At 74.9% G+C, this 13598-nt stretch carries 11 protein-coding genes; 1 reads left to right on the forward strand and 10 read right to left on the reverse strand.

Going from position 1 to position 13598, the window contains the following annotated elements; translation table 11 throughout:
- From hemL to Ae717Ps2_RS23910, 10 genes are all read right to left on the reverse strand, one after another.
- Positions 1-1341 (reverse strand): glutamate-1-semialdehyde 2,1-aminomutase, encoded by a 1341-nt coding sequence (hemL, locus tag Ae717Ps2_RS23865; protein WP_369804854.1) that lies wholly within the window; start codon positions 1339-1341, stop codon positions 1-3.
- A 22-nt stretch (positions 1342-1363) separates the two neighbouring features.
- Positions 1364-2053: a hypothetical protein gene (locus Ae717Ps2_RS23870; RefSeq protein WP_139318915.1), complete on the reverse strand. Its 690-nt coding sequence runs from the start codon at positions 2051-2053 to the stop codon at positions 1364-1366.
- Positions 2054-2297: 244 nt separating this feature from the next.
- A complete protein-coding gene (gene hemB, locus Ae717Ps2_RS23875; RefSeq protein WP_075309990.1) occupies positions 2298-3278 on the reverse strand; it encodes a porphobilinogen synthase in 981 nt (326 codons plus the stop codon).
- 114 nt (positions 3279-3392) lie between these two features.
- Positions 3393-4934, reverse strand: a complete 1542-nt coding sequence (locus tag Ae717Ps2_RS23880) for a uroporphyrinogen-III synthase (protein WP_075309988.1) — start codon at positions 4932-4934, stop codon at positions 3393-3395.
- A 16-nt stretch (positions 4935-4950) separates the two neighbouring features.
- A complete protein-coding gene (gene hemC / locus Ae717Ps2_RS23885) occupies positions 4951-5907 on the reverse strand; it encodes a hydroxymethylbilane synthase (protein WP_020626099.1) in 957 nt (318 codons plus the stop codon).
- Positions 5904-7340, reverse strand: a complete 1437-nt coding sequence (locus Ae717Ps2_RS23890; protein ID WP_075309986.1) for a glutamyl-tRNA reductase — start codon at positions 7338-7340, stop codon at positions 5904-5906. The genes hemC and Ae717Ps2_RS23890 overlap by 4 nt, the downstream gene beginning before the upstream one ends.
- Positions 7341-7344: 4 nt before the next feature.
- Complete coding sequence (locus tag Ae717Ps2_RS23895; protein ID WP_075333920.1) at positions 7345-8073, reverse strand: redox-sensing transcriptional repressor Rex; 729 nt, start codon at positions 8071-8073, stop codon at positions 7345-7347.
- Positions 8074-8567: 494 nt separating this feature from the next.
- On the reverse strand, positions 8568-10262 hold the full coding sequence (locus tag Ae717Ps2_RS23900; protein WP_083695305.1) for a molybdopterin-dependent oxidoreductase: 1695 nt from the start codon (positions 10260-10262) through the stop codon (positions 8568-8570).
- On the reverse strand, positions 10259-10495 hold the full coding sequence (locus tag Ae717Ps2_RS23905) for a glutaredoxin family protein (RefSeq protein ID WP_060710448.1): 237 nt from the start codon (positions 10493-10495) through the stop codon (positions 10259-10261). The genes Ae717Ps2_RS23900 and Ae717Ps2_RS23905 overlap by 4 nt, the downstream gene beginning before the upstream one ends.
- Before the next feature lies 1 nt (position 10496).
- Positions 10497-12098 carry a class I adenylate-forming enzyme family protein gene (locus Ae717Ps2_RS23910; protein WP_369804855.1) on the reverse strand — a complete coding sequence of 534 codons (1602 nt, stop codon included), beginning with the start codon at positions 12096-12098 and terminating at the stop codon, positions 10497-10499.
- Positions 12099-12826: 728 nt separating this feature from the next.
- On the opposite strand from Ae717Ps2_RS23910, the gene Ae717Ps2_RS23915 reads away from it, so the two are divergent.
- Complete coding sequence (locus tag Ae717Ps2_RS23915) at positions 12827-13465, forward strand: sigma-70 family RNA polymerase sigma factor (protein ID WP_043280249.1); 639 nt, start codon at positions 12827-12829, stop codon at positions 13463-13465.
- Positions 13466-13598: the final 133 nt, after the last annotated feature.

The following is a 13598-nucleotide window of genomic DNA, read 5'->3' on the forward strand; positions in this document are numbered from 1 at the left end:
TCAGACCCCGTCCGGTCGGGTGGCGGCGGCCGCGGCGCCCGCGGCGGCGGCGAGGCCGGTCTCGATCCGCTCGAAGGCCTCGTCGTCCAGCGCGGTGGAGACGAACCAGCCCTCGAAGGCGCTGGGCGGCAGGTAGACCCCGTGGTCGAGCATGGCGTGGAAGAACGCCGGGTAACGCCAGGTCTCGGCGGCCTTGGCACCCGCGTAGTCGGTGACCGGATCGGCGGTGAAGAACGGGGAGAACATGGTGCCCGCGTACTGGATCGTGTGGGCGACGCCCTCCCGGTCCAGCGCCGCGGTCACCATCGCGCCGATCCGGTCGGCGTTGGCCGCCAGGGTGGCGTAGACGGCCTCGTCGGCGTGGCGCAGCGTGGTGAGCCCGGCGGCGACGGCGACGGGGTTCCCGGCGAGCGTGCCCGCCTGGTAGACTGGCCCGGCCGGGGCCAGGTACGACATGTGCTCGGCGGACCCGCCGAACGCGGCGGCGGGCAGGCCGCCGGACATGACCTTGCCGAAGGTGTAGAGGTCCCCGGCGACGCCGTCGCAGCCGAACCAGCCCTGACGCGAGGCCCGGAAGCCGGTCATGACCTCGTCGATCACCAGCAGCGCGCCGTGCTCGTGCGCGAGGTCGCGCAGCGCGGCGTTGAACCCGGGGACCGGCGGGACGACCCCCATGTTCCCGGCGGCGGCCTCGGTGATCACGCAGGCGATCTCCGGGCCGCGCTGCTCGAACACGGTGCGGACGGCGTCGAGGTCGTTGTAGGGCAGCACCACGGTGTCGGCGGCCTGGGCGCCGGTGACACCCGGGCTGGTCGGCAGGCCGAGGGTGGCGATGCCGGAGCCCGCGTCGGCGAGCAGCGCGTCCACGTGGCCGTGGTAGCAGCCGGAGAACTTCACGATCCCCGTGCGACCGGTGATGCCGCGGGCGAGCCGGATGGCGCTCATCGTCGCCTCGGTGCCCGAGTTGACCAGGCGGACCTGCTCGACAGGGGTGCGGTCGACGATCTCGGCGGCGAGATCGATCTCGCCCGGGGTCGGGGTGCCGAACGACAGCCCCTGCGACGCCGCGGACCGCACCGCCTCGACGACGGCCGGGTGCGCGTGCCCCAGGATCATCGGCCCCCAGGAGGAGACGAGGTCGACGTAGGTGGCGCCGTCGGCGTCGGTGAGGCGGCAGCCCTCGCCCGAGACCATGAACCGCGGGGTGCCGCCGACCGAGTTGAACGCCCGCACCGGGGAGTTCACCCCGCCGGGGATCAGCTCGGTCGCCCGCTCGAAGAGGCGGGCCGACTCCTTCGGTTCCGGGTTGCTCACGGTGGTCCCTGCGCTTCCGGTGCTCACGGGCCCAGTCTCGCAGCCGGTGTCAGGACCGGCTCGCGGCCCCGAGCTTGCGGGCGGCGTACCACTCCTTCGCCGGGCGACCGAACAGCAGCGCGACCCCGGCAGCGGCGACGCCGACGACCAGCACCGCGAACACGGGCTGTCCGCCGATCAACATGATCAGCAGTAGTGGGATCCCGTAGAGCACGAGCAGCACGATCAGCGCGATCCGCGCCCCGGCAGCACCGAGGAACGCGGCGACCGCCAGCGCGATCCAGACCAGTGCCAGCACCAGGAAGACCACGCCCATGACCCGCACCGCCTGGCCGAACTGGGCCATCGTCATCCCGGACGCGGCCAGCGCGGCGTCGAACTCCCCGCGCGGGATACCGGAGTCGTTCAGCAGCGACTCGTTGACGGTCACGAACAACGAACCGATTCCGGTGACCACGAACGGCACCGCCGCTGCGATCAACGCGACGAGCGCGGTCACGACCTGACGAGGCCGGGCCGGACGGCCCTGTGGCCCGCTGCCGAGACCCGCCGGGGGCGGTCCCCAGCCCGACGCGGTGTTCGCCGGCGCGGCGGGTGCCTGCTGCGGCGACGGCGGCGGCATGGAGCCGCCGTGCCAGCCGTTCGGGTACGGGTTCTGCGGGTACTGCGGGTAGCGCCCCGTCGACGGCCCGGGCCGGTAGTACTGCGGGGCGTCGTGCTGTCCGGGGTCGCTGCTCACGTCGTCCACGGTAGCCGTGCCGGTGTCCGGTTTGCCACGTTCGGCGGTACCCGACGGCGCGATTCACTCTTCGCCGGACGCCCGGCGCCGGGGCCGAGCTCGGGATCGGGGCCCAGGGTCTGCGAACTCGCTTACCGGGTAAGCGAATTCGGAGAAAGGTGGCCTCGCCGGCGCTTCCCCGGGCCGCCCACGGCGGACACGCTCTCCACCGCGCGAACAGAAGATCGTCCCGACGGTGGCGGGATCAGCCCCGGTCGAGCCAGGACGCGACCTCGGTGGCCCAGTAGGTCAGGATCACGTCCGCGCCGGCGCGGCGGATCGAGGTCAGCGTCTCCATGATGGTCCGCTCGCGCTCGAGCCAGCCCCGGGCGACGGCGGCCTCGACCATCGCGTACTCACCGGAGATCTGGTACGCCGCGACGGGCACGTCGGCGACGTCGGCCACCCGGGCCAGGATGTCGAGGTAGGCCAGGGCGGGCTTGACCATCACCATGTCGGCGCCCTCGTCGAGGTCGAGCGCGAGCTCGCGCAGGGCCTCGCGCGCGTTGCCGCCGTCCTGTTGGTAGGTCTTGCGGTCGCCCGTGAGCTGCGAGTTCACCGCCTCGCGGAACGGGCCGTAGAACGCCGAGGCGTACTTCGCGGTGTAGGCGAGGATGCCGGTGTCGGTGAACCCGGCCTCGTCGAGCGCGGCGCGGATGACGCCGACCTGGCCGTCCATCATGCCGCTGGGCCCGACCAGGTGAGCGCCCGCGCGGGCCTGCTCGACACCCAACCGCGCGTAGATGTCCAGCGTCGCGTCGTTGTCGACGCCGCCGTCGGCGTCCAGCACGCCGCAGTGGCCGTGGTCGGTGAACTCGTCGAGGCACAGGTCGGACATCACGACCAGGTCGTCGCCGACCTCGGAGCGCACGTCGCGCAGGCCGACGTTGAGGATGCCGTCCGGGTCGACGGCGCCGGAGCCGGTCGCGTCGTGGTGCTCGGGGACGCCGAACAGCATCACGCCGCCGACGCCCGCGGCCGCCGCCTCCGCGGCCGCCTTGCGCAGCGAGTCGCGGGTGTGCTGCACGACCCCGGGCATCGAGCCGATCGGGACCGGCTCCGTCGCGCCCTCACGGACGAACATCGGCAGCACCAGCTGCCGCGGACGGACCTCGGTCTCGGAGACCAGCCGCCGCATCGCGGGGGTGGTCCGCAACCGTCGGGGACGCTGCGCCGGAAAACCCATGCGGACCAGGCTACGACCGCCCCGGACACACGTCGGCCCCGCACCACCTCGGAGAGGCGGTACGGGGCCGGACGGGGACGGCTCAGCGGCAGTGCCGATGCGCCCTTCGCACGCTCAGCGGCGGCGAGCCTTCACCTTCTTCGGCGGCGGCAGGTTGCCCTCGGCGCGCAGCTTCGCGGTGTGGCTGGCCAGCGCGTCGACCAGGGTCGGGACGCGGGACTCCTCGGGCTGCACGTCGACCCGCAGGCCGAACTCGCGCGCGGTCTCCGCGGTGGCCGGGCCGATGCAGGCGACCAGGGTCCTGGCGTGCGGCTTGCCGGCGATGCCGACCAGGTTCCGCACCGTCGACGACGAGGTGAAGCACACCGCGTCGAAGCCGCCGGTCTTGATCGCCTCACGGATCGGCGCGGGCGGCGGGGCGGCCCGGACGGTCCGGTAGGCCGTCACGTCGTCGACCTCCCAGCCGCGCTCCTGCAGCCCGGCCGACAGCGTCTCGGTGGCGATGTCGGCGCGCGGGAGCAGCACCCGGTCGACCGGGTCGAGGACGTCGTCGTGCGGCGGGAAGATGTCCAGCAGGCCCTCGGACGTCGAGGACTGGGCCTCGTCGATGTCGGGGACGAGCTCGGGCTCGATGCCGAACTCGCGGACCTTCTCCGCGGTCGAGCGGCCGACACAGGCGATCTTCACGCCGGAGAAGGCGCGGGCGTCGAGGCCGAACTCACCGAACTTCTCCCAGACGGCCTTGACCGCGTTGGTCGAGGTGAACACGACCCACTGGTAGCGGCCGTCGACCAGGCCTTTGACCGAGCGCTCCATCTGCGCGGGCGACCGGGGCGGCTCGACGGCGATCGTCGGCACCTCCTCCGGGATGGCGCCGTGCATCCGCAGCCGCTCGCTCATCACGCCGGCCTGGTCCTTGGTGCGCGGAACCAGGACCCGCCAGCCGTAGAGCGCGCGCGACTCCCACCAGGACAGCTCGCCACGGCGACCGGCGGCCTCGCCGACGGTGAGGACGAGCGCGCCCTCCAGGTCACCGCCGTCGGCGGCGATCCGCCCGACCGACGACGAGATGGTCCGCTGGGTGGAGGTGGTGCCGCCCGCGGTGATCGCGACCGGCGTCTCGTCCGGGACACCCTGAGCGGTCAGACCGGCGGCGACGTCGCCGAGCAGCGCGCTCGTCGCGTGCAGCACGACCGGACCCGGGCTCGCGGCCAGCGCGGCCCAGTCGACGCCCGCGCGGACGTCGGCCTCGACGTGCGCCGACCCGAGCGCGACACCGGCGTAGGCCGGGACCGCGGTCGAGGACGGGACGCCCGGAACCACGTCGAACGGCGTGCCCGAGGCGGACACGGCCATCGCCTCGGCGACGACGGCGTCGTTGGTCAGCGGGTCACCGGAGACCAACCGGGCCACCGAGCGGCCCTGGCCGGCCTCGCTGAGCAGGTCGCTCGCGATGTCGGCGGGCTGCCCGACGGCCGGGCGCACCTCGGCGCCGTCCGCGGCCAGGGCGAGGATGCCCTCGGGCACGTCCGGGTCGGTGATGACCAGCGGCGAGCCGGCGAGCACGTCCCGGGCACGCACGGTGAGCAGCGCCGGGTCCCCCGGTCCGCTGCCCACGAAGGCGATCCGCCCCGAGGTGTTGGCAGGTCCTGTCATTGAAGAAACTCCCGAATCAGCGGTTGGCGGGACCACCGGGACCTGCGGGGCGCAGGTCCTCGGCTCCCAGGTCGAGAAGCTCGAGGGCGACCGCGGCCCCGATCTTCTCTGCGTCGTCCATGTCTCCGGTGGCGGAGGCGCGCACCACGTCGCCCCCCGCGATGTCCCCGATCCCCAGCGCGCCGCGCAGCGACAGCCGGTCGACCGCGCGGCCGTCGTCGTCGAGGTCGGAGACGACCTCGGCGAGCGCGCCGACGGGGGTCGTGCACTCGGCCTCCAGCCCCGCCAGCACCGCACGCTCGGCGGTGACGGCGAAGCGCACACCGCTGTCGTCCAGCACCGCGGCCAGCACCGCCGCCAGGTCGGTGTCGGCGGTGCGGCACTCGATCGCCAGCGCGCCCTGGGCCGGGGCGGGCAGCATCTGCAGCGGGTCGATCAGCTCGTCCGCCTCGTCGACGCGGCCCAGCCTGCGCAGTCCCGCGGCGGCCACGACCACCGCGTCCAGCTCGCCGGACCGCACCTTCCCGATCCGGGTGTCCACGTTCCCGCGGATCGGCAGCACCTCCAGCCCCAGGCCGAGCGCGTGCAGCTGCACGGTCCGGCGCGGGGACCCCGTCCCGACCCGGGCACCACGGCCCAGCTCGCCGAGCACCCGACCGCCGGTGACCAGCGCGTCGCGGACGTCCTCGCGCTCGGGGACCGCCGCGATCGTCAGCCCCTCGGGCTGCGCGCTCGGCAGGTCCTTGTACGAGTGCACGGCCACGTCGATCTCGCCGGCGTAGAGCGCGTCGCGCAGCTGCGAGACGAACACCCCCACCCCGATCTGCGGGATCGGCGCCGACGAGCGGTCACCGCTGGTCGAGATGGTGACCAGCTCGCACGGGTGGCCGGCGGCGACGAGCCGGTCGGCCACGGTGGTGGACTGCGCGACCGCCAGCTTCGACGGCCGGGTGCCGATCTTCAGGACGCTCACGAGATCTGCTCCGGGGGACGGGACCCGATCGACGGGGTGACGTCGAACGGCACGGTGGGGTCGCTGAAGCGCAGGGCGGCGGCGACGTCGCCGCCGTCGACGCTGGCGTCGGCGCCACGGACCGGGGCAGCGACCGCGGCGGCGGCCTGCGGGTCGAGTTCGAACAGGGTGCGCAGCGCCGCGGCGTAGCTGTCCCCGTCCGGGCCCTCGGCCAGGCGCTTCACCTGGACGGTGGGGGTGTGCAGCAGCTTGTCGACGACCCGGCGCACGGTGCGGGAGAGCTCCTCGCGGACCCGGGCGTCCAGATCGGGCAGCCGCGAGTCGAGGCGCAGCAGCTCGGCGTCGACGACCTCCGAGGCGCGCCGGCGCAGCGCGGTGACCGTCGGCGTGACCTCGGCCGAGCGCTGCCCGGCCAGGTACTGCTGGGCCTCGGCGTCGACCATCTTCTGGGCCACGGCGACCGAACCGCCGTCGGCGACGTCGAGCAGCCGACGCTGCAGGGTGATCAGGTCGACCATGCGCACGCCGGCCAGCTCTCCGACGGCCGGGTCGACGTCGCGCGGCAGGCCCAGGTCGCACACGACCAGGGGGGAGGTGCGGCCGTTCAGTGCCTGCGCGACCGGCTCGACGTCGACGACGTGGCCGATCGCGCCGGTACAGGCCAGCAGCAGGTCCGCGTCGCGCAGCTCGGCGGCCAGGTCGTCCATCACCGCGAAGCGCGCCGTGGTGCCCGGGTCCGCGTGCTCCAGGATCTTCTCGACGAGCCGCTCGCCGCGCTCGGCCGACCGGTTCAGCACGACGATCTCGCCTGCCCCGGCGCGACGCAGGTGGGCCGCGGCCAGCGCGCCCATCGCGCCCGCCCCGACGATGACGGCGCGGCGCCCGGCCAGACCGTCCCCGCCGAGCTCGCGGTCGGCGTCGCGCAGGGCCTCCGACACGACCGAGGCACCCGCCTCGTCGATACCGGTCCCGGCGTGCACCCGCTTGCCGACCCGCAGCGCCTGCTGCACCAGCTCGTGCAGGACCTTGCCGACGGCGCCCGCGCTGTCCGCGGCGGCGTAGGCCCCGCGCAGCTGGCCGAGGATCTGCGACTCGCCGACCACCATCGAGTCCAGGCCCGCCGCGAGCGCGAACAGGTGCTGGACCGCCGAGCCCGCGTAGTGCACGAACAGGTGCTCGGACAGCTCGCCGATCGGGAACCCGGCATGGGCACCGAGCACGTCGGTGACGTCGCCGAGGCCGCCGTGGAACGCGTCCACGACCGCGCAGATCTCGATCCGGTTGCACGTGGAGAGGACGACCGCCTCCTCCACGTGCGAGCGGTCGAGCATCTCCTCGAGCAGCTTGGGCACGTCACCCGGAGCGACCGCGAGGCGCTCCAGCACCTCGACCGGAGCGCTGCGGTGCGACAGGCCGACCACGAGGACGCTCATGGCTCTACGACACCACCGATTCGTTCGTCTTGTCCGTCACCGCGGCGGCACCGGTGTGCCGTCGCGCCACGTGGAACGCGAGGACCTGCAGCTCGACCGACAGGTCGACCTTGCGGACCTCGACGTCGTCCGGGACCGTGAGCAGCACCGGAGCGAAGTTGAGGATGGACTGCACACCCGCCGCCACGAGCAGGTCGCAGACCTTCTGGGCAGCCGGCCCCGGCGTCGCGATCATCCCGATGGTGACGCCGTCACCGGCGCACACCTCCGGGATCTCGCGCGCGTGCCGCACCCGGATGCCGTTGATCTCACTGCCGACGAGGTCGTCGTCGACGTCGAACAGGGAGCTGACCGGGAAGCCCCGGCCCGCGAAGCCGGAGTAGCCGGCCAGGGCGTGGCCCAGGTTGCCGACGCCGACCAGCGCGACCGACTGCCGCTGGTCCATGCCCAGCTCGCCCTGCAGCCGACCCTGCAGCGAGGCGACGTCGTAACCGACGCCGCGCACGCCGTAGGAACCCAGGTAGGACAGGTCCTTGCGGAGCTTGGCCGAGTTGACCCCGGAGGCACCGGCGAGCTCCTCGGACGACACCGTCTCGACGCCCGCGTCGCGCAGCTCACCGAGCACGCGCAGGTACACCGCGAGCCGGGACACGGTCGCCTCGGGCACCGGGCGCGCGGGGCGCTCGCCGGTGCTGTCGGGCGCGGCGACGCCGGACTCGGGCGGCAGGGTCACGGGCCGTCCTCCTCGGGCGTCGGTCGGCGGGCGGCCGGGGTCCCGGTGGCCGTCCTGCTCACGGGGGCTTGTCCGCGGGCGGTCGGTCATCGAGACTGGGCGTGCTCCGTTCGGGGATGTGCAGGGGCCGGTCGTCGGCGTGCTCGCGGCACGCCCGCGAACCGGCCGGGCGGGCCGGACGGGCTGCGGACGGACGAGACCCGGCGTCCTCGGCGCCGCAGGGGCACCGTGCCACCGGGACCGGCGACGGGAACCCACGGTAGCCGCTTGTGAAGGCACGCACAAAGTTGCGATCTTGGTCCTCTCCGTGCTCGACCCCGCCCCTGACCTGGAGCTACCGGTGATCGACGGGCAGGAACCGCTCGTCGTGCGACGACCGCCACGTCGTTCCCCACGACACCACCGTCACGCAGTCCTGACGACCGCTCGTGACACAGCTCTCCGCGCGGAGGGGGCCCACCGGGATCCAGGTCGGCGCCGCCCTTCGCCGTCTCTCAGGTCACGGTGACCGTGCGGGTCGGCCAGCCGGTCGCCGCCCCCGGCAGCGGGGAGCGGCGCTCGGCGGTCTGGACGACGCCGTCGCCGTCGGTGGCCCGGCACACCAGGGTGTACCCGCCCGGCGGCAGCTCCAGCTCGGCGCGCCACTGCCGCCAGGTCGCCCCGCCGGCGGGCACCGGCGCGAGCTCGGCGGTCACCCAGGACCCGGACCCGCCGCCGTCCTGCACCCCGACCTCGACCCGGCGGATCCCCCGGGGCACCGCCCAGGCGGTGCCGGTGACCACGACCCGGCCGGCGGGCACGCTCGCGTACGAGGCGGGCGACTCGATCCGCGCGGCCGTCTCCATCGGTCCGGGCGGGGCCCACCCGCGGGCGCGCCAGTAGTCGGCGCGCGCGCCGAACGTCGTGAACTCGATGTCGGTGACCCACTTGGTGGCCGAGACGTAGCCGTAGAGCCCGGGGACGACGATCCGCACCGGGAAGCCGTGCTCGGGCGGGAGCGCGACCGGGCCGTCGGGGCCGGCCATCGCGACCGCGAGCAGCGCGCCGCGGGCGGGGTCGAGCAGCAGCGACGACGGGCTGCCCGCCGTCCAGCCGTCGGTGGAGGTGGACAGCGCCTGGTCCGCGGCCGGGTCGGGCTCCGCGGCCGCGAGCAGCGGCGCGAGCTCGACGCCGGTGAACCGGGTGGTGGAGACGAGGTCGCCGCCGACCTCGTTGGAGACGCACGCCATCGTCACCCAGCGTTCGACGAGCGGGCGGGCCAGCAGGTCGTCGAGGGTGAGGGTGAGCTCGCGCCCGACCCGCCCGTGCACCCGCAGGCTCCACGACGCCGGGTCGACCGACGGGACCCGCAGCGCGGTGTCGATCCGGTAGAAGTCGTCGACGGCGGTGGTGAACGCGGCCGCGCCGGGCACCTGTGCCCCCGCGGGCAGCGCCGGTGCGGCCGCGATGCGGCCCTGCGCGGCGAGCGTCCGGATCCGGGCGGTGAGCGCCTCGCGTGCGGGCCCGATCCGGCCCGAGGGCAGCAGCGGCGCGGCGGCCGTGGCCCCGGTGCCCAGCACGACCCCGCCCGCCCCCGCCAGCGCGGTGGTGCGCAGGAACCGCCGCCGGGTCAGCGACGACCGGACCGGCCGCCCGTCGGGCAGCGTCCCGTCCGCGGTCGGGGCGGGGATCCGGGCCGCCAGCGCGTGCAGCTTCCGGAACACCGTCACCGCGACGACCGCGGCGGCACCCGCCGGGACCATGTCGAGCTGACCGGCGCCCGACGCCGTCGCCGCGGCGACCACGCCCGCCAGCCCGAGCACCGCGAGCCCCCACGCACCGGGCCACGGTGAGCGGCGCGACAGCGCCCCGAGCCCGGCCGCGGCGAGCGCCAGGACGACGAGCACCCCGGCGACGACGGTGTGGCGGCTGCCGATCCCGGCCCCGACCGTCGCCGCACCGGCCAGCGCGGGCGGGGTGAGCGCCACGACCTGCTCGGCGACGGCGTTCACCGGCCCGGCGGCCGGGGCGACCAGCAGCGCGAGCGCCTGCCCGGCGCCGACGCCCAGCGCGGCCGCGGCGAGCCCGGCCAGGGCGGTGCGGGCGGGCGGCGCGGGACGGGCCGGCCGCGTCCCCCTGCCGGCCGGGCCTCCGTCGGGGAAGGCCCGACCGTCGACGGTGGAGGCCGGACCGCCCGGGGCCGGGCTCACCGCCGGGCCAGGTCCGCGCGCAGGCGCTCCTCGTCGACCCGGAACGAGTCGTGCTCACGGCCGTCGAGCAGCACCACCGGCACCTGGTCGCCGTACTCGGCGCGCAGCTCGTCGTCGGAGTCGACGTCGACGGTGTCCCAGCCGGTGTCCGTCTCGGCGCACACCCGGGCCAGCACCTCGGCGGCGTCGTCGCACAGGTGGCAGCCCACCCGGGTCAGCAGTCGTACCCGCATCTCACATCCTCGCCAGTGTCCTCCGGGCGATCTTGCCCGTCGGGGTGCGGGGCAGCTCGTCGACGAACGCGACGACGGCGGGCCGCTTGAACCGGGCGAGCCGGGCCGCGCAGTGCTCGGCGACCGTCTCCTCGGTGAGCTCGGCGCCCGCGACGGGCACGACGACCGCCTTGACCGCGGCGCCGGTCCGGTCGTCGGGCACCCCGACGACGGCGACCTCGGCCACCGCGTCCAGCTCGGCGACGACCTGTTCCACCTCGCGCGGGTAGACGTTGAAGCCGTTGACGATGACCAGGTCCGAGGACCGGTCGACGAGGTGCAGGTCGCCGTCGGCGTCGAGGTAGCCGACGTCGGCGGTGACGAACCAGCCGTCCTCACCGGGGCCGCCGCAGCCGTCGGGCCAGTAGCCGGAGAACAGGTTGGGGCCGCGCAGCGCGATCAGGCCGGTGTCGTCGGCGGGGTCGGAGTCGTCGTCGTAGTCGAGGTCGTCGAGCGGGTCCTCGCCGCGCGGGGCCGGCTCCGGGTCGCGCCGCGGCAGCGGCTGCCCCGCGGGGTCGACCAGACGCAGCTCCACCCCGGGCAGCGGCCGGCCGACCGAGCCCGGCTTGGCCGGGCGGCCCAGGTCGTTGCTGGTGACGACGGGCCCGCCCTCGGTGAGGCCGTAGCCCTCGTGCAGGTCCAGCCCGCTCGCCGCGCGGAAGTCCGTGAGCCAGCTCGCGGGCAGCGGGGCGCCGCCGGAGGTGCACAGCCGCACCCCCGCCATCGCGGCGCGCAGCCGCTCGGGCCCGAGGTCGAGCAGCATCCGGAACATCGACGGCACCCCGGCCACGACGCTGACCCGCTCCTGCACGACCGCCTCGGCCAGCCGGTCCGGGGAGAACCGGCCGGGCAGCACGACGGTCGCGCCGGTCCAGCAGACCTGCAGCAACCCGGCGGCGAGCCCGTAGACGTGGAACAGCGGCAGCGCCAGCAGGACCCGGTCGACCGCGTTGACCGGTGCCGGGCGGAGCTCCCCCGCCTGCTCGCGGTTGGCCAGCAGCGCGCGGTGCGACAGCCGCACCCCGCGCGGACGCCCGGTGGTGCCGGAGGTGAACACGACCAGCGCGATCCGCTCGGGGTCGGCGGGGGCCCGGTCGACCGGGGCGTCCGGGACCGGGGCGGCCAGGTCCGGCGGGCCCAGCAGCGTCGCGCCGACGCCCTCGGCGCAGCCGGCCGCGACGGCGTCGTCGGGGCGGGCGACGACCGCGACCGGCCGGGCCTGGTCGAGCACGACCTCCAGCTCGCGGGTCACCGCGTCTGCGCCGAACGGTACGACGACCGCGTCGGCCCGCAGCGCTCCGAACAACGCCACGCAGTAGTCGGCCCCGTCGGGCAGGCCGATCGCGACCCGGTCGCCGTGGCGGACGCCCGCCGCACGCAGCCGGGCGGCCTCGGCGGAGACCGCCGCGTCGAACGCCGACCAGGTCAGGGTGAGCGGTGCCGCGCCGGACAGGTCGCGGACGGCGTCGTGCCCGGGGCGCTCGGAGGCGTTGCGCGCCACCAGGTCGGCGAGGTGGGTGGGCCGCTCGGGACGGTGGCCCGGCGCGGGGTCGGAACTCGGCACGGCGGTCTCCATCCTCGGACCCCGCCGGGGCGGGGTCGGCTCGTCGGCACGCGTCACGGCCAGTGTTCCAAACCCGGCCGGGACCGTCGCGCCCCGAGGGACCGCTCACCGCTGTGTACGCCACGTGTCGATTCGGACACGCTTCGCGCACGGTTCGTCCACCGCGCGTATCGGGCCGCTCGCCGGAACGGCACGCGACGAGAGGCGGCGAGTGCGCTGCGCCACTCGACAGACGTCTATGCTCCGCCGCTACATGTAGTTCAACGCGTGAACCGCCGGTTCGTCGCGCGACTCACCCGAGGGAGTGGCATGCAGCTCGACGCCAGCGCGCCACGGTGCACACCGTGCCGCGCCGCGCGGGACGCGCCGGCGGTCCCCGCCCGCCGGGTCGCCCGCCGAGCCGTACCCCGTCCGACCCCCCGGGATCCATGACCCGGCCGACGCGACCGCACCGGCTGCTCCGACAGCAGCGCTCCGAGACCATCCCCGAGACCGTCCGTCCGCCCCGGGCCCCCGAACCCGGCGAGGACAGACCCGACACCGTCCGCCCCCAGCCGGACGGGGAGGTGTCCATGACTTCAGCGACCTCTGCGCCGTCCCAGCCGACGGGGCCGATCGCGTCCGCTCCCCTGGTCGACGCTCCCCCCACGTACCCCGCAGGCCCTGCGCTACACCGCCCGGACGGCCGGACCACCCGGTCGGGTCCGCCGGGCCGTACCGAGCAGGACATGCCGATGCCACGACGGGCACCGCAGATCTCGCAGGAGCTGCAGCGACCGGAGGCCGACCCGGCCGACGAGGCCGCCCGCGCCGTCGAGGACGCGAACAGCTCCTGGGCACTGGTCGAGGCCTGCCAGGCCGGCGACGTGGCCGCGTTCGGCGAGCTCTACGAGCGCTACCACGACGTCGTCTACCGGTACGTGCTGTTCCGGATGGGCGACCGGTCCTTCGCCGAGGACGTGACCCAGGAGACCTTCGTCCGGGCCCTGCGCCGGATCTCCTCGGTCAGCTACCAGGGCCGCGACATCGGGGCCTGGTTCGTCACCATCGCCCGGAACCTGATCTTCGACTACGTCAAGTCCAGCCGCTTCCGGCTGGAGCAGACGACCTCGGAGATCGTCGAGCTGTCGCCCAGCACCGGTGGCCCCGAGCAGCAGGTGCTCGACATGGCCACCAACGACGAGCTGCTGGCCTCGATCGCCAAGCTCAACTCCGACCAGCGCGAATGCATCCAGTACCGGTTCCTCAAGGGCCTCTCGGTCGCCGAGACCGCCGAGCTGATGGACCGCAACGAGGGTGCGGTCAAGGCGCTGCAGCACCGCGCGGTGCGTCGCCTCGCACAGCTCCTCCCGGACGGCCTGCGGTGAGCGGGTCTCCCGCCGGAACAGCCGGAACGCGAGAGGGTGTGTCGATCACTGCGCCGAACGCACTACTCGATGCGGTGAACGGTTGGAAGGCCGTAACCTCGTCCGCAGTCGGTCGTTGTACCGACCGGCGCGC

The sequence above is a fragment of the Pseudonocardia sp. Ae717_Ps2 genome (genome assembly GCF_001932475.1).
Taxonomy (GTDB): domain Bacteria; phylum Actinomycetota; class Actinomycetes; order Mycobacteriales; family Pseudonocardiaceae; genus Pseudonocardia.